The sequence below is a fragment of the Halalkalicoccus subterraneus genome, from assembly GCF_003697815.1.
Lineage (GTDB): Archaea > Halobacteriota > Halobacteria > Halobacteriales > Halalkalicoccaceae > Halalkalicoccus > Halalkalicoccus subterraneus.
In genome coordinates this window covers 1-16,626 of record NZ_RDQG01000100.1, presented here as the reverse complement: position 1 = coordinate 16,626, position 16,626 = coordinate 1, and the positions used below count along the sequence as shown (strand labels likewise).

The window sequence follows — 16,626 nt, the reverse complement described above, 5'->3', positions numbered from 1 at the left end:
CGGACGCATCGTAAAACCGGCTCAGGAGGCCTTCTGGGGCGGCTATTCCGGCTACTTTGCCGATCCTGACGACCACCTCTGGGAAGTAGCGTATCCTCACCGACGACGAACTACTGTAGCCTAGAGGAGTTCCCGTTTAGTTCGCATCTCTCCATACCAGGTGCCTCATCTATTCTGACTGGAAACTGCAGACGGCACTAACTGCTACATACAGAGGGGACATTCAGCACAGCGGCTTTGAGTAGGTCGTGCTAAACCAACTGCATATCTCAGTCAGCCGCCGTGGGTTCCCTCCGCGACCCGTGCCACGAATTCCGCGAGTTCAGTGTTGAACTTCTCCGGCTGCTTTGCGTCGCTGGTCGAGTACGTCCAAATCTTCGAGCTCATCGAGTAGATCGCGAACCCGTCGCCACGAGAGCGTGTTCGCCTCGGGTGTGATAAGGTAGATACTTGCGTCCTATCTTGTGCAACACTACCTTCCTCCCAGGTCTCCAATTATCGTATCTGTCACAGTCCTAACCACAAGAACGGCTCACTGTGTCTTGCAGTGACACTATGGATAGACGGGGCCTCTGTCCAAGTGCAATGGGAGAACTCACCAACGACGATAACGAGCTAGCGGAACCAAAAGAGAGTGCTCAGAAAGCATTCGATCCGATGTCCGAACCGATAGTGCTTGCGGCGGTCGCATCGGTTGCTTTCTCCTGGTATCAGTTCTATCTCAAGGAAGACAAAGTACAGGGTCTCTTCGTCGGTCTGTGGGCACCGACCCTTCTCGGTGCTGCGAATTACCTCAAGAATCTCAGAATTACCAAAAAGATCGACAACGGCCTCTCGTTCGAATAACGAAAACAATAGGACGACAGGTAGTGACCGTAATTCTGACCTACGGAATCTGAATAGTTCCCGTTATCGAAATCTTCAGCTGCTTATGCGTACAGTGACCAATCCAGAACTAAATATAGGGACAACACTGTCTATTCTTCGTCAGCCTGATCGTCTTTCCACGCATCAGGATCTCCTTCACGGAATTCGCCCTTCGCACGCCGTTCCCGTGGCCAAACTGCAACTGCAAGTGCAACACCATAGAAGAGTATAATGACACTCAGTACCACGCTTCCAGGAACGATAGCGATGCTAGCGCTAGCGAGCCACTCTTGTCTCGGCGTGAATGCTGTGATTCGGAAGAGCCATGCCGCAAATAAGATACCGAGCAACGGAAGGTAGACACGCCGGAGTCGATTCGCGAGTGCCTCACCGAGGGAGACTTTCAATGTCGGCGCCCGATAATCGTGACTGAGTTCTGCACGCCAGTTGCGATGTACGACACCTTGGGACGGATCAAGAGCGTTCGCAAGGAGATTCTGCTGGAGGAGGCGAATACGCGAGCGATACACGTCATAGTCACGGTACCGCCTCGCTTCAATACCGACGAAGATGGCGACGATAATCATCCCAATCAAGAGAATATAGTGTGGATTGTCTGCAGTTGAGAATGCCCACGTCAGAAGTGCAGCAATGATTGTAACCGACCATGTGGTCGTCTGATCAAGTCGCTGTCGCCAAGTAGTCGCTTGAGATAATTCGCCTCGGTAGGCATGTGCCATCACTGATCCAAGACCAGTACTTTCATCAACCATTTCTCGTCCAATTTCACGCTGGTCACGCGCTTCGGGATCGAATTCCTGATCGTCGTTATCGCTCATTAGTAGGTTCCTCGGATAGAGAATGATAGTTAGTACCAAATAGTCTCGTTCTACAGCCGATTAAGTACCAAGGACGGTCGTTCGGCGAGGTAAAGCCGAATAGTAATTGATAGTACATAATCCGGACAATTCCCATCGACCAATCTGATACCAGTGATAATATTAAACTATATTCATAAATAAGATGTGGCATTGAAAAATCAATTATACAGGGGGTGTAATGAGTACTGTTCTAAGATATATGTCTGCTACGTTATGTATTTACACTGCTTATCTCCCAGTACTACTATAGAGAAACAGCTGAGGATCTGCTAACCTATGCGACGCTTGAAGTGTTAGAGCCGTTGAGTTCGACGTCCCCTTCAAGTGTCGTATGTGGGTAAGGCATGTCAACCTCAGCTGAATCAAATTGCTTTTTCACTGCTTCGATAAAAGCAGTTCTCACAGCCACTGCACTCGACTGTTGGGGATTGATCCAAACTCGTCCAGTCAAAATCACTGCTGAATCGCCTAAATCCGTTACCGGAGCCGTGGGCTCTGGATCACTCAGCACATCGTCGATAGTCCGTGCAGCTGCAAGAATCGCAGCTCGAGCCTGTTCAATATCGTCATCATATCCAATTCCAAAATCATAGGAGATACGCAACGTCTTGTTCGCAACTGGGTTTACGAGCACCGCGTTTGCCAACTGGCTATTTGGGACCGTCACCAGCTCGTTATCAAAGGTCTCGATCCGTGTCACGCGAAGTTTGATCTCCCGAACGACTCCCTCATTACCGTCCCATTGAATCCAATCACCGACTCGAAACGGTTCGTCTTTGATGATGAAGATACCTGCAACAAAATTGCTGATCAGGTCTTGGGCGGCAAAGCTAATCCCGAGGGCCAATGCACCACCGAGTGTAGCAAACGCCGCTAAGACTGTCCCAAATCCAGCAACCGTCGCAGCAACTGCGACTGCGCCGGCCAACACGAGAATACTTACGACACTGAGGGCGAGACTGATTACCCCCTCTTTGAACCCACGAGCGCGTAGCGAGCGTTCTGTTGCATGAAGAAGGACTGTCTTTCCAATATAGTAGGCAGCAATGAATGCGACCCCGAACAGGACGATCGTCGTAAGCGTGCTAATGATCGCGGTCCCGTATTGAGCTACGAATTGATCAATGCTGGTTGGAAACCCTGTTTGAAGGAGTATCCGTTCCATCTCAGCACAAGGTTTTCATCCCCTCACAAAGTTGCTTCCCTTTAGGAGTCAGTGCCAACCCATTAGTATGTCATAACGATCAGAGACCTTTCTACTATTATCCAAAATCGATAAAAATGAAAAAGGCCTCAACGGCGAGAGGACTACCTCAATCGTTAGTTGGATCCGATGAGTCGAAGTCGTCACGTGACCGAGTGTGTGTATCCTCACCAAGTCCCGAGTTTGCTCGAGTAGATGACTCTTCATTAAGTCCCGAGACACTTCGGCGTGCACTGGCCATCCAATCATCGATATTCTCTGCGACGTAGTCTTTGCTTCCCCAGCCTACACCAATTGCAATTGCCAGTGCCAGTGCCACACCAAGTGCACCGAACAGCGCCGTCACTGCTGCCGTGAAGAATGTCGTCAATACAGCCGTGCTAAATCCGATCGTATCCAGCGCGATCGTGATCGTGATGTAGTAGACGAATAGTTTCACACCGAGTCCGGCTAATGTCGTCAGCCGGCTCGCATCAACACTCGCAACGATGTCTTCGAGGGCATCCGCAACGAAGACACCAACAACTAACACGAGCAGGCCTCCGATCAACGCAGGAACGAACGCTGCAAAGTCGTTCAGCAACTGTGAAAGGGCGGTGATACCGAGCGTGTCCGCTGCTGTCAACAACGTGAAAAAGTACACAGCGTACTCAACGAGCTTTCCAGTAGCGTTCCCGATACCACCAGCAGAGGTAGTAATACCTTCTAAGGGAGTACCTTGGACATACGTAGTGAGTCTAAATCCTCCAACGATGTCGGCGATAATATCGCCGAGTTTACGTCCAACGATGAAGCCGATAATAAGGATAATCGCAGCCGAGAAGAGGACCGGAAGGAATGCACCGATCTCTGAGAGCGATTCGGAGAGAATGGCGATACCGAGTACATCCGCTGCAGCGAGTGCAGCGTAGAAGTACACGATATATGAGACGAGCGTGCCAACTGCGCTAGCGATACCGCCATCAGGATCAGTCTCGCTTCCGAGGGGCGTTTGCCGAGTGTGATCAGAGAGTCCGATTTTTTCGAGGACTCGAGTGGTAATCCCTCCAAGAATGCGGCCAAGGATCCAGCCGATCAGGAGGATGATAACGGCGCCAATGATCGCAGGGATAAACGCAATAATGTTTGCGATGGTTTCCTGGAGGAAACCTGGAACCTGTACTTGAAGCGCTGTTTCGATAAGGGGTTGTGCTTGTGATCTCATGAGTGTTCTATCTTGTCACATCCAGACACTATCAGTCACTGGATGTACTACCCATGTCCAATACCGACCAAGTAAAGGTATTGAAAGTTCAGATGAGACGTGTATTATAACTATGGCTAATTATAATTAGAGAATCGCTAGTTCTAGTCATGTATTGTGATGGAAATAGTATACTACTCTCTTCGAAACGAATACAATTGTTGGTAGTGGTTAGTTCTACGTAAATATTTTATAGAATTTTCAATATATAGCGTCGCATCTGATCGGTCAATGTATACCACTCTTGCCACCTAACGATTTGTCGAACCACAAGGGTAGGATATAATGGTCTCATGAAGGACGGCGCAACTACCACTGTACAAACCAGTAGTGAGTTATGGAAGTTCCAAGTAGTGTGTCCTGAACACGATTTCCTATCAGCTCTCTACGACTGTTATGAGAAAAACGGACTCTCACCCACTGTCAACTCAATTTACGAGCTTGACGACAATGTCGGTTCAATACATGGTCTAAGCGAATCGTAATAGACGGCGATCCCGAACCAGGATCCGACGACACCGACACTGGCAATACTGGTACTTCGGATGAAGAGACCGCCCGAGGGTCATTCGTTAGTTCATCGGCGAGGATGAAGTCCGAATTGAAGAGGGTTGTATGGACTGAACGCTCCCCCTGTCCATATAGCTCGAGAACGTCATCATAGGTCCGGATCGTCTCGGATTCCGTTCGAGCGTATCCGAGCCGTTGTGTCCCGGAAAGATGGGTTGTCCCGTCTTGACCGATAAAGATCCCTGGCGAAAAGGAGTGCGAGCCAGTTGGTACCCCGAATTCTTCGTGAGCGTACTCCGCGATTTCGGTCATTCGTTCGCCGTCCAAACGGACATACGTTTTCAGGTAGTCGAAGTCGAGTTCTCGGGCTCGAGTCATCTCCAGCGGAATTTGTTCGGGGCTCGTAATCGGTCGTGTAATGGAGTAGACGCGGGAGCCATCGAATGCTTCGCCAGTCGCGAAAAAGCGCGGTCCGAGACGGTTACCCGACTCGATCGCTTCACGTTCTTCGATAGCACGATAGACGTAATCGCCGGCCGACACCGTTGAGGTGATCCCGTATGCGAGATTGACGCGTCCTCCCGATCTCCGAAAAATCGTGCGGCGTATGTTTGATGGACATGGGTGTCCCAGAGACCGGGGATGAGGGTGAGACCGGAAGCGTCGACGTGAGGACCGTCCGGTGGCTGAGTGTCTGCGGTGATACTTCGGATCCAATTGTTAACCACTTCGATCGTGACGTTTTCCTGAACGGCTGAGCCCGTGGCCTGTGTATTCGTGAAATTTTCTGCAAAGATATAATATGATATGATATCGCATCATCGTGCTACTCGGATCACTGCCATCGCACTTCTAATTGTAATTGTAGACATAGCTATCTACACAATTAATAGAGAAATATTGATTGCATTAGCGTACGTTATCTGCTAAAAGGGACCGAATCCGAACACATCGTCATGAATACATCAATATGCAAAAACCGACGACCGAGAAAGAACTTCAGGCGGCGCTGACAGACGATCGCTATCGGATCCTCGAAGCCCTTGCTGAACACGATGAACTGCGTTCAAGCAAGATTCGAGACTATGCTGAGATTCCGGACGGAAGCAAACACTACCAGCTCTCGATTCTTGACTCATGGGATCTCATCACGCCTGTGGGAACTCAGTACGTTGGCGAACATGAGACCGGGATTCCAGCGACACTCTACACGCTGACTGAAGAAGGGCACACAGTTGTTGAAGAGTACTGAGCGTATAGACGCCGATAAGGTCAACCAATGTCTATGAGGAGCTGACTACGAGAATTTGCTGGGTTGAGTAGTTCAGAGTCGTCGTTATAACCATCGTACTGAAAAAGGACACTACAGTGTCTTCCAAACGCTATTGCTCTCTCCGGAGCGTAGCTGACTGCTCTTTTCCCATAATGTTGGATATTATAAGACTCTAAGTGATCATCGCTCAAGAGTATAGTCAAGACGGGGGTAGTACCCAATCCCGTCGAACCAGCCGTACAACGCCACCCAAATCCCAACGCCATGAATTCCCAACAACCCATTTCCAACCAGTCCGAAGCGACTATCGAATCAGTACCACCTAATCTGGACTCAAGTACCTCGAAGCTCGTGTACGTGTACTTATCAAACAGTGAGCCGGCAACGATCGACGAACTCCACGCAGCGCTTGACTTGGAGAAGCTGACGCTGTACCCAGTCTTGAATACCCTCATCGCCGCGGATCTCGTCACCCAGTCCGAGGGCAGATACAGCTGTCAGAACCACTCGATAAGCGAGATAACATCATGACCGCTACTGTGCCTCGTGCCGTCGTACGGCTGCGAACACTCGTTCCTAAAGGAATCAGTCCAGTCCAATCCGACGTTATCGACCAGCTTCAAGAGTTCAAGACGGAAGGAATAATCGCTGACCTTGATATCGACACGTGGGGATCGTCGATGGGAATGTCCATTTCGAACGATCGAGATCCCACCGAGACACAGAAACTACTCTCCGAGTTCGAACAATGGGAAGAAACCCATAATTGTACCCTTGGTCCCGCTTTTGGGCGCTCTGACACCAAATCAAGTGATGATGGCAACACCGAAAATGGCACCTACACCACACTACCGCTACTCTGTCTGGTGATCTATAACGATACAACGACCCAGGCGATCTATCCGCATAGGACTAGCGAAGAAGTTCATACGGTCCACGATGGACTTGCTGCGCTCGAAGCAAAAAAACCAGCTGGAGAGCAGATAGAGGTCGCATCAAGCGAGAAGCCAACGGCAACGGGTACATACTCGCATTGATAGCTGTAGCTAATGACGAGCTCTCCGCTTTGGTTTCCGTCCCAGATTTTTAATCGATCTACGCGACAGTATTGTTGAGTAGTGCATCTCCTCAACCAATCTTCGGTGACGTGAAGATACCCTACCGGAATGATCGCGCTCACTGATTTCGAGATTGGTCGCAGCAGTATAGGGAGTATCCCGGCGGAGAAACTTCGACCAGCGCCAGCACAACGGGTCAAACATCCACTCTTCGTGATACACCATTTCATAATCGACGGCGACAAGGCGACCATCAAGAACCATCCCCTGGGATCGACAGCTCGTATCACGGACAGATGGGACGCGGTGAAGGAGTGATTCGAGGCGGGACCGCTCACTGGCCCACCAGCCTGTAGAATGGTGATACTCTGCAAGAACAGACTCTATCGCTCTGAGTTCGGCGTCAGTAAACGACACCTCCCCGGAGTCAAGCGTAGTGAACGACCAAAATACATCAGCGGGTGGAGGCGCACTATTTGGATCGGAGAAACCTTGTTCAAGCCGATGAAGCAATACGTGATGGAGCGTCCACTGCTCGTCTCGTCGTAACGATAGGGGTTGTTTCTTCTCGGATGAGGATGACATTATCACTCTACTAGCTACTTATCCGGAGTGTCATAGTAGTGTCTCTTGATAGCAATATACACGCCTGCACGCTTAAAAGCCCAGACAACACACGGAGAATAGCAAATCAGAGTTGACAAGGCCCCCTCTTTTGTTTTGGGCTACCAATTATCGCGCGAGAAACAGCCCGTCCTCTCAGACACTGTATTCGGGATTTGATGTCTGCAGTCACTGATAGATGCCATCAAAGCGTTTCAGAAAATCAATTAACGGTCTCATTGAGGAAGCAAATACGGATTGTCTGGTCGTAATTATCCGGGGTAGAGTAGGACAGATATTTCCCAGCATGTTTCCGAGTACTACCAGTGATAGCTAAGAATGAGTGAATTCGTATATTCTGAGAAACCTATCGAGATCGTCGAAGGCAATGGTCCGTATCTCTACGATGACAATGGAACCGAATACCTCGATATGGGTGCGAGCTACGCTTGCGTCCCGTTGGGTCACGGCCACGATAGGGTTACGGATGCCATCACAACCCAGCTTTCGGACCTGACCTATGTGCAAGGATCATATCCTGTTGCAGTGCGAAGTCAGCTCTACGAGACATTGGGACACGTAGCGCCCGGTGATATCGGAAAGGTTTGGCTCTGTAATTCCGGGACTGAGGCCAACGAGTCTGCACTGAAGTTTGCTCGTGCAGCTACTGGCGATACAAAAATTATCGCTACAGTACAGGGGTTCCATGGCCGTACAATGGGAGCACTTTCAGCTACGTGGAAGGAGAAATACAGGGACCCTTACAAGCCGCTTCTTGAGAACGTAGAGTTCGTCCAATATAATGATGCTGACGCAATGGCAAAGGCAGTCGATGACGATACAGCGGCTGTCATAGTCGAACCCATCCAAGGCGAGGGCGGTATCAACCCTGCCTCTACCAATTTCATGAAAATGATCCGTGAGCTGACCACAGAGGCTGGGGCAGCACTAATTCTGGATGAGGTTCAAACAGGATTAGGTCGGACAGGCAAGCTCTGGGCCTGTGAGCATGTAGACGTTGTGCCAGACATACTCACGAGTGCAAAGGGACTTGGAAACGGATTACCCATCGGTGCGACAATGTGCCGCGACTGGATTGCAGAGGAATATGGGGACCATGCATCGACATTCAGCGGTAACCCTCTTATCTCAGCGGCAGCCGAAGCGACAATATCGACGATTACTGAGGAACATTTCCCAGTTCATGCTGCTGAGATCGGAACGTACCTGCAGAAGCAGTTAGAGGTAGAACTCGATAACCGGGTGCGGGATATCCGCGGCGAGGGGTTGATGGTGGGTATTGAGGTTAAACGGGGCGCAAACCGTATCTTACAGGAATTAGCGATGAACCATCGTATTCTCGCACTCCCTGCAGGAAGGACTGTTGTACGCCTCCTACCGCCACTCATTATCAATAAAAACCAGGCCGACCGCGTCGTAGATGCACTTGGGGAAATAGTTGAATGATACCACAGATAGAAATTAGTATTGTAGGTGATGACACTAGTAGCATAGAATATAAGATAGAAGCTGTTCAAGGACCTGGATGGGATCACAGACGCCCATCAAGTGATAATAGACTATAACCCAAATTCAACTTAGACTGCTGGCGACGCTCCCGATGAACTACTTGACAAATATTAAATTCCGTGGGCGAACCATGGATCACAACGGTGAACTCAGGAATCGCATAAACATACTCCAGAATGGCAAAAACGTGTACACGGAAGACTCTGATCTTGTCAGTAAAATCAAAGACAGCGATGAACTTGCATTGTTTCCGCCTGTCAGCGGTGGCTCATTTTCACTTCGTATTTGATGATTATGAGCCAATTCTTGGCACTTGCTACTGTTTGAATGCTCCAGCTACAAGAAGTGGTAAGACAAGCGTCGCCTCTGCCTCGACTTGCGTGTAATTCGTTCGCTTTTGCTTAATTTTGCCCCATGAAACGGCCTCGTTTGGCGGCGCTCCAGATAATGATCCATCCCCTTCCATCCCTGTTGAGATGTAGACAACGTAGTCCGCCCCACCCCGGAAAAGGTTCGTCATAATCGCGTGGTGTTTCGGTACACCACCACCGACCGCAATGAGCCCTGTCGTGTCTGCAAGCAACCCGTCCTCGATGAGCGAATCATAATCGTCCAGAATCTCGATCCCAACTTCCGAGTCGTAGCTCTGTCGATAGTAGTAGAGGAAATTCCCGACTTCGGCGTCCGTCAGCGCTGGACAGTATATTGGCACGTCGTTATCGGCTGCCTGCTTCAATACCGAGTCATCGTCGTCGAGTGTCTCGCCTAACTCACGTGCAAAGGCCGTCGGGGTCCGAATCTTTTCGTCCGCAAAGAAATCGTCGAAGAAGTCATAGAGATACTTCTCTAACCACACGTATCGATCAGAAGGGACGAAGAGATTCCCGAGCCGGTTGATACCTTGCTCCCGAAGCGATGCTTCGTCTGCATCCCAGTCTCCCATCTTGAACGGTTTCGCTGTCTTGATGACATCCTCGGTCAGCGACCCGGATGTCGTGATGAGAACGTCCACGTACCCTTCTCGAACGAGATACGCGACCGTCTCGCGCAGCCCTGACGAGATGATATTCGAGGTAAACGTGAGATAGACAGTAGCGTCTGCCTCCTGCATGCGTTCGGCGATATCGATAGCCTCTGCGAGTTGTGTCGCTTGGAACCCCGTCGTCGCGTAGGAGTCGAGCATCTCTTGAAAGTCGAACTCTCCACGAAAGTCGTAGCCACGAACGTCAGGTGTATCGAGTTCTTCGTCACTCCCTGGGACGACATGATCGCGAGAGTCATCGTTGTCCATACGATTAGATAATCTGACGGGAGGTTTGAATAGCTCGGAATCCATCGCTTCACTCCCGGTATATCCAAGTCTATCAGCGACAGATCATTCACTATGCCCAAGCCGCAAGTGGCCGTCCTTCGCCCAGACGATACTCGTATCGACGAGGCCGTCCGGTATCTTCAATCACTGGATGTCTCGCCAGTCGCAGATCCAATGCTGACTCTCTGTCCGACGGGACAGAGGCCTCAACGGGCAGATTATTGTATTTTTACTAGTACGACCGGAGTCGAACTCGCTGTGGAGCACGGGTGGTATCCAGATGAAGAGACAGTGTGTGCTGTTGGTAACCAAACAGCTTCGGCATTACGGGATAGTGGCTTTTCAGTTGATATTGTTCCATCGACCTTTACGTCCACAGGTCTCGTTAGGGAACTTTCTGCTGAGGTTGAAGGAGACACTATCGAGATTGCTCGTAGCGCGCATGGTAGTGATGTACTGGTCAAAGGATTGGAAGCAGCCGGTGCCGATGTCCATGAAACGCAGTTGTATCGATTGGATCGGCCGAAAACCGCTGGTCGGTCAGTTTCACTTGCTATCGACGGTCAGTTAGATGGGATACTATTCACGTCACCAAGGATAGTGGATCATTTCTTCGAGATCGCCGAGGAGGAAGACAATGTGGCGGCACTCAAACAGGGGGTAGAGGAAACCATTATCGGTGCGATCGGTACCCCAACAGAACGGGCAATACGTGACACAGGGCTCGAGGCCGATATCAAACCAGAGTTAGTAGATTTCGCGCAATTAGCCAGACGTACTGTCCAGGAGATTGTAGATGCTTAGCCGTCATAGAATAAGGACTCCTTCAGAATCCGCTCTTCGGATCATTATTCGATAGCTCTATCTAGTAGTCTTAAAAAAAACTTCTCAACTGATTTTCCGATAAGAGATGATGCCGACCGACAATCCACTGGAGCAATCGCTCGAAGAAATGAAAGCTATGGTCGATAAGGCTACTGAACGCATCGTCGATCACTTTAAACACCTCTCGGAACCAAGCACTACGGTTCTCTGACTACCCGCGACTCCTCGCTAAGCTCCGTGAACGGAATCCGAGTGGGTTCGATCTCCGAACTGTTGAGAAAGCGTACTACCAGCAGTATCGAGATACGTACGATGTCGGCCGCTGGTGAGGAGCATATCCGTTGATTAGGACCAACAGAGATAGTCGCTTCTCAAAGAGGATTTACCTTGTGCAACATCTCACATCCAAGAAGCGATTTGTTGCACAAGGCTGACCGCGTCAAGAGATGGTAGTCCGTGCGTACAGTCGCAGATGGTAAAATCAGTAGCTCCGTTGAGAGCATCAGAATGTGATAGAAACGAGGTGCTGCATAGAGAGGATGTGTTTACCATGTTGACGTCGTTTGGTTCGCGCCGAAAACGGCGATCAGCTGGTCAGTAAGCATACGCAATAGCCGGATAGAGTTTCAAGAACGGCATTTTACCACATGTGGTAAAGCGAAGATAGAGGATTGATCGAGTAGCCATGATTCCGGAAACATATTTACATCCACTGTCTTGACTCGGATAGAGACCACTATGGAAATCGCACTACTCGGTCCCGAAGGAACGTATACCCACCGTGCAGCGGACCAATACTTTTCCGATTACGACTACACACCAACTTTCTATTCGACAATTACAGACATCTTTGACTCGGACATCGAAACCGCGATCATTGCCTTTGAGAACTCCCTCGGCGGCGGCGTCGAAGGAATGATCGATCTGCTTTGGGAGCGAGACGTGACCATCAGTGGGGAGCAGATCCTCCAAATCAACCACTGTCTGCTCTCCAGAGAGAGTAACCTCGAGGCGATCGAACGAGTACGATCCCATCCTCAGGCGCTCACCCAGTGTGGATCGCTCATTCGTGAACACGGCTGGGAGACTGTCGAAGCAGCCTCGACAGCGAAAGCAGCAAGTGAAGTCGGGCCGAACGAGGCCGCAATCGCATCAGCGCTTGCTGGGACGGTTCACGGGTTGAACGTACTCGGGGAGGGCGTCCAGGATACGAAATCGAATGCCACCCGATTCCTGATCTTGAACGGACCGACGAACGAAGAGAAGGACAAGACGTCACTGACACTTGACCCCAGTGAAGATCGTCCAGGCCTGCTCCACAGCATCCTCGGCTGTTTCAGCGGTCATGGAATCAATCTTTCGTACATTCAATCGAGGCCAACAAAACGCGAACTCGGCGACTATTACTTCTATATCGAGGCCGAAACCGATCGAGAGAGCGAAGCGTTCGGGAAGGCCCGTCAGTGCCTAGAGACGTACGCTACAGTGGACATCTTAGGTTCGTATCTCAGTGCGAATCATCCATAGCGGAATTGTAAAGCGCGTTTCGAAGCGTATTCTGTGTTTGATTTAAGGTAGTTTGGCCGTTGGATCAGCCAGTCTGTTCCCTGTTCTGATCGATCACCACCTTCGCAAATTGGATCCCGATTTCCTGCAGCATTCGCGCTCATCTCAGTCGTGACAATCCCCATAACAGTCGCACTACTTATGCCCGGAAACGTAGCTCCAGACCCGCTTGGCATCGCCTGGCTCGTTTTTGCTGTCCAACTCGCCCCCCTCGTCTTTGGGTTCGCGGTTGATGTCCGCTTTCCGTCTCTCGCTGACCGTCTGTATCCGCCGATACAGCGTCTCTCTAATTACTCGTTTGCCTTTTTGATCGTCTTATTACTCGTTGTGTACATTGACGAGATGATTCTCCTCGTCAGAACGGGGACATTACTGATCTCAGTTGTCCTCGTTGCTGCGGCGTTACTACTTGGATACATTTTCGGAGGGCCGACACAGGATACGCGGGAGGTGCTTGCGACCACGACCGCCGCTCGAAACGCAGCAATTGCATTATTTATCGCAACGACGAGTTTTACGGATCCGAGCGTCCTAACAGTGGTTCTCGCCTTCTCGTTTATTGGCGTCGTCGTTTTGGGCCTGATCGCTGGGGTGTGGAGACGACGTGCTCCAAGATGACGAACGTGTCCACGTGGTATGCTTCCATCGAGGTGAGGCTGATTAGTGGAATGTGAAGACGAGGAGGGGACACGAACATACAAATGCGCTCTCGTGGTATATTCTCACATGGAAATTACGCTAGTTGGGACTGGAAGTCCTGTTCCGATCCCGGAACGTGGCGGCACGAGTCTCGTGATCGACGTCGCAGACGACACGGTAATGATCGACTGCGGGCCCAAGACGGTCTACGGACTGATGGACGCCGACATCGGTATGGGAGAGATCGAGACACTGTTTTTCACCCACCATCATCTGGATCACAACGCGTCATTCTTCCACTTCGTCTTCACGAGCTGGACTGAGGCTGGTCGTGGATCGCTCACAGTGTACGGCCCAGACGGTACCGACCGTCTCGTCGACGCGCTGTACGATGTCTACGAGGAAGACATCGAGTACCGCAAAGATATCTATCCAACGGACGGCATCTCAAACATCGAAACAGAACTCGTGACAGACGGATTCAGTCGCCAGATGGACGGCTGGGATATCGACGCATTGCCAGTTGAGCACTCGATCGAGACATACGCCTACCGGTTCGAGGAGCACGAGACGGGGTCGTCAGTCGTCTTCTCCGGCGATACGCGGAAGATCCTGTCGCTTGCCGAGTTCGCCGAGGACGCAGATATCCTCGTTCAGGACTGCAACACCGCCCCAGTCGATAAAGACCGCGTTCCAAACCCGGACGAACAGTTCGTGTGGCCACAGCACGCAGCAGGGGAAGAAGGCCTGGACAGGTCCACATTGACTGCCAATCACTGCAATGCGACAGACGCCGGTGAGATCGCACAGGACGCTAGCGTGCAGACGCTCGTTCTCACGCACATCATGCCGTACCGTGACCTCGACGTAATGCAACGCGATGCCGAATCGGTCTTCGACGGTGACGTGGTCGTCGCCGAAGACGGCCTCACGCTCGCTCCATAGGCAGCCGATCCAGCTTTGACTTCCCACGATGCACCAACCAACGACGATCTTTCTAGGTTTACATTAGGAGGGGTACCGAAGTTCGCGTGCGAGCTGGCGACGACGTCCGCCGTACAGTGGACGACGAAGCAACCAGACTGTTCAACGGTCCGGGACGGTATCAGTACTGCCGTCAGGAGTAGAGAAATCGTGTTTTCCCGTATAGCATCCGCTCACATCGCTGCTTCATCGGACTGAGATCACCGGCTTTGTTGAATGCCTAGGATTGGGCCTGCGACCGCCACAATCATTCTCGTGTTTCACGATCCGACGAACTACGCAGTCGGTGATCGATACATGGTTGCAGCCCTCTTCGGTGAGAACCAAGCACTGCGGCTCTTTGACTACCCACGACTCCTCGCTAAGCTCCGTGAACGGAATCCGGGTGAGTTTGATCACCGAACTGTCGAAAGAGCGTACTAGCAGCAGTAGCAAACCATACAGAATGTTGAAGAGCGTGTCTTCTACTGAGAACAACCGAGTCTCCTCATTTCAGAAGCGACTTGCCTTGTGCAACGTCGGTGCTAAAGCGACTCTCATGCACAAGGCACCACTGATACGAAACACTAGAGTTAAATCGCGCCACCCAGTATCACGATTGTCGACGAGCTACTGCCGTCGACAGTTGTCACCATCGGCCCTTAGCCCCAAGGGTCGATTTCCACGCGTCCTACTCACTCGATTACTGCTCATATTTGACTACTAATCTAGGCCCTCCAAGAGTGTATCCCAGAAGACGGACCCACCCAGGCGTATGCCCGCCGGAAGCCCCGACGAATGGTTGTTCGAAGACTGGCAACTGATCGCTCGCACACTCATCGACACAACACATGAGGACTGCCAGTGCTACGAGTGTGATACCATCGACGCTTTGCTCGGCGATATCGCTCACTACAGGGACCTCGACGAGAACGAACTAGCTGAAGTGATAGCCTGATTGAGGTCGCGTGTAACACCATTCAGATCCCAATTACTGATGGTGCACGCGGCTTTCACTACAAAGGAGTTCACCACGTGAGGAGACGGAATGATTGATCTGTCTCAAAGGACTCGTTCCCATATGATCGAAGTCACATACGAGGACGCTACTAATGAGGTAGCGACCGTTCACGCTGATGAAGCGAATATAACGCCCCAAGAGCGTTATCTCCAAATACGAATTACAGACGACGAACGCCAACTCGATATCCCGACACGAAGAGTGATCTCCGTCGAGCGTGATCTCGAAGAAGGAGATACGGATGAACGGACAGCAAGCGCACAGTATCTCTAAATCGCTTTAGCAAGCCACTCTCGGGATACTTCGGGATGTTTGGGTCCATCCAGAAGATAACACTCAACACTGGCTCTACCAGATCAGTTGCTGGAGACTGTAGTATCCTTGTCTCGATTTGATCGCCATTTGTCGAATTTTACTGGAGCTCTGCTTTCGCCGACCGTCGCACCAACGAACGCACCGATGCTGGCGCCTGTCCGTGCTGCGTTTCGACTGGTCACTCCTCCGATTGCAGCCCCGCCAGCTGCACCAAGAGCTGCATATTTCGCCCGGTTGATCCGACGCTTGGCTTTTGCATTCATCAAGTACTGTTGGACCGCGTCGGAGTAAAACTGGCCGGTGCGAAGACCGCTACGAGGCGTTTGATGCCCAACAGACCGCCGTATCGTATTGCAGGGTTCAATACTGAGAAGATGCCCTACCGGGATCCGCATACGGCAGTTCCCTGTCTCTGGGCCATCAGTCGCGAGATCGGCCCCGCTCTCAAAATATCGTACGTAAGCGCCGCAGATAATCAGGCGAAAATTCTATCTGATCGTCTCAATTGGGCTGCTCTCACGGTTTTCCTCAAGCCGGTCACTTAGGAGACTCGCAGCCGGTTGTGTCTACATGCCATTCGAAGCAACGATCACATCGATCCACCAGATGACTCCCCAAGTAAAACAGTTCATCATTGAAGCCGACGAGCCGTTCGAATTCGAACCTGGACAGCATACGACAGTCCAGTTTGAACAGGACGACACCGATGAAGACGAGGATCAAGAGGTCGTCCGGCCATACACGGCCACCAACACGCCGGGCAACACTGCGATCACACTCGCCATCAAACGCTACGATGACGGAACCGCGTCAGTA

The 16,626-nt window shown here is 51.1% G+C and carries 19 protein-coding genes; 13 read left to right on the top strand and 6 right to left on the bottom strand.

Going from position 1 to position 16,626, the window contains the following annotated elements:
• The first annotated feature begins 585 nt into the window (after positions 1–585).
• The gene (locus tag EAO80_RS19305; RefSeq protein WP_122091437.1) at positions 586–846 is read left to right on the top strand and encodes a hypothetical protein; all 261 of its coding nucleotides are present in this window, start codon (positions 586–588) and stop codon (positions 844–846) included.
• A gap of 131 nt (positions 847–977) precedes the next feature.
• On the opposite strand, the gene EAO80_RS19300 is transcribed toward EAO80_RS19305, so the two are convergent.
• The 3 genes from EAO80_RS19300 to EAO80_RS19290 form a co-directional block, all read right to left on the bottom strand.
• The gene (locus EAO80_RS19300; RefSeq protein WP_122091436.1) at positions 978–1,706 is read right to left on the bottom strand and encodes a DUF2270 domain-containing protein; all 729 of its coding nucleotides are present in this window, start codon (positions 1,704–1,706) and stop codon (positions 978–980) included.
• A 316-nt stretch (positions 1,707–2,022) separates the two neighbouring features.
• Positions 2,023–2,913, bottom strand: a complete 891-nt coding sequence (locus EAO80_RS19295) for a mechanosensitive ion channel family protein (protein ID WP_122091435.1) — start codon at positions 2,911–2,913, stop codon at positions 2,023–2,025.
• Positions 2,914–3,061: 148 nt separating this feature from the next.
• A complete protein-coding gene (locus EAO80_RS19290) occupies positions 3,062–4,156 on the bottom strand; it encodes a mechanosensitive ion channel family protein (protein WP_122091434.1) in 1,095 nt (364 codons plus the stop codon).
• Between the two features lie 1,519 nt (positions 4,157–5,675).
• Here EAO80_RS19290 and EAO80_RS19285 point away from each other — a divergent pair.
• The 3 genes from EAO80_RS19285 to EAO80_RS19275 all read left to right on the top strand — a co-directional run bounded on the left by EAO80_RS19285 (position 5,676) and on the right by EAO80_RS19275 (position 7,015).
• Positions 5,676–5,957, top strand: coding sequence for an ArsR family transcriptional regulator (locus tag EAO80_RS19285; protein WP_122091433.1), 282 nt, complete (start codon positions 5,676–5,678; stop codon positions 5,955–5,957).
• A 372-nt stretch (positions 5,958–6,329) separates the two neighbouring features.
• Complete coding sequence (locus EAO80_RS19280) at positions 6,330–6,509, top strand: helix-turn-helix domain-containing protein (protein ID WP_211330788.1); 180 nt, start codon at positions 6,330–6,332, stop codon at positions 6,507–6,509.
• Complete coding sequence (locus EAO80_RS19275) at positions 6,506–7,015, top strand: HTH domain-containing protein (RefSeq protein WP_122091431.1); 510 nt, start codon at positions 6,506–6,508, stop codon at positions 7,013–7,015. The genes EAO80_RS19280 and EAO80_RS19275 overlap by 4 nt, the downstream gene beginning before the upstream one ends.
• A 9-nt stretch (positions 7,016–7,024) precedes the next feature.
• Here EAO80_RS19275 and EAO80_RS21060 read toward each other — a convergent pair whose 3' ends face one another.
• Positions 7,025–7,621 carry a DUF7853 family protein gene (locus EAO80_RS21060; RefSeq protein WP_449404325.1) on the bottom strand — a complete coding sequence of 199 codons (597 nt, stop codon included), beginning with the start codon at positions 7,619–7,621 and terminating at the stop codon, positions 7,025–7,027.
• Positions 7,622–7,978: 357 nt separating this feature from the next.
• On the opposite strand from EAO80_RS21060, the gene EAO80_RS19265 reads away from it, so the two are divergent.
• Together EAO80_RS19265 and EAO80_RS20955 are read left to right on the top strand one after the other, a co-directional pair.
• The gene (locus EAO80_RS19265) at positions 7,979–9,106 is read left to right on the top strand and encodes an aspartate aminotransferase family protein (protein WP_122091430.1); all 1,128 of its coding nucleotides are present in this window, start codon (positions 7,979–7,981) and stop codon (positions 9,104–9,106) included.
• Positions 9,107–9,260: 154 nt separating this feature from the next.
• The gene (locus EAO80_RS20955; RefSeq protein WP_122091429.1) at positions 9,261–9,458 is read left to right on the top strand and encodes a MoaD/ThiS family protein; all 198 of its coding nucleotides are present in this window, start codon (positions 9,261–9,263) and stop codon (positions 9,456–9,458) included.
• A gap of 27 nt (positions 9,459–9,485) precedes the next feature.
• Here EAO80_RS20955 and EAO80_RS19255 read toward each other — a convergent pair whose 3' ends face one another.
• A complete protein-coding gene (locus EAO80_RS19255) occupies positions 9,486–10,460 on the bottom strand; it encodes a deoxyhypusine synthase (protein WP_122091428.1) in 975 nt (324 codons plus the stop codon).
• A 93-nt stretch (positions 10,461–10,553) separates the two neighbouring features.
• Between EAO80_RS19255 and EAO80_RS19250 the strand changes: the two genes are divergently transcribed.
• The 6 genes from EAO80_RS19250 (at position 10,554) to EAO80_RS19220 (ending at position 15,768) form a co-directional block, all read left to right on the top strand.
• The gene (locus EAO80_RS19250; protein ID WP_122091427.1) at positions 10,554–11,285 is read left to right on the top strand and encodes a uroporphyrinogen-III synthase; all 732 of its coding nucleotides are present in this window, start codon (positions 10,554–10,556) and stop codon (positions 11,283–11,285) included.
• 759 nt (positions 11,286–12,044) lie between these two features.
• Entirely contained in the window at positions 12,045–12,833 is a 789-nt protein-coding gene (gene pheA / locus EAO80_RS19245) for a prephenate dehydratase (protein WP_122091426.1), read from the top strand.
• Positions 12,834–13,013: 180 nt separating this feature from the next.
• A complete protein-coding gene (locus tag EAO80_RS19240; protein WP_122091425.1) occupies positions 13,014–13,490 on the top strand; it encodes a hypothetical protein in 477 nt (158 codons plus the stop codon).
• A 108-nt stretch (positions 13,491–13,598) separates the two neighbouring features.
• Positions 13,599–14,456, top strand: coding sequence for an MBL fold metallo-hydrolase (locus EAO80_RS19235; protein ID WP_245998753.1), 858 nt, complete (start codon positions 13,599–13,601; stop codon positions 14,454–14,456).
• A 793-nt stretch (positions 14,457–15,249) separates the two neighbouring features.
• Positions 15,250–15,432, top strand: coding sequence for a hypothetical protein (locus EAO80_RS19225; RefSeq protein ID WP_122091423.1), 183 nt, complete (start codon positions 15,250–15,252; stop codon positions 15,430–15,432).
• Between the two features lie 123 nt (positions 15,433–15,555).
• Positions 15,556–15,768 carry a hypothetical protein gene (locus tag EAO80_RS19220; RefSeq protein ID WP_122091422.1) on the top strand — a complete coding sequence of 71 codons (213 nt, stop codon included), beginning with the start codon at positions 15,556–15,558 and terminating at the stop codon, positions 15,766–15,768.
• An 83-nt stretch (positions 15,769–15,851) separates the two neighbouring features.
• Here EAO80_RS19220 and EAO80_RS19215 read toward each other — a convergent pair whose 3' ends face one another.
• Positions 15,852–16,073 (bottom strand): YMGG-like glycine zipper-containing protein, encoded by a 222-nt coding sequence (locus tag EAO80_RS19215; protein ID WP_122091421.1) that lies wholly within the window; start codon positions 16,071–16,073, stop codon positions 15,852–15,854.
• 307 nt (positions 16,074–16,380) lie between these two features.
• Here EAO80_RS19215 and EAO80_RS19210 point away from each other — a divergent pair.
• Positions 16,381–16,626, top strand: a 246-nt coding sequence (locus EAO80_RS19210) for an FAD-binding oxidoreductase (protein WP_245998751.1), incomplete at its 3' end; no start/stop codon positions are given.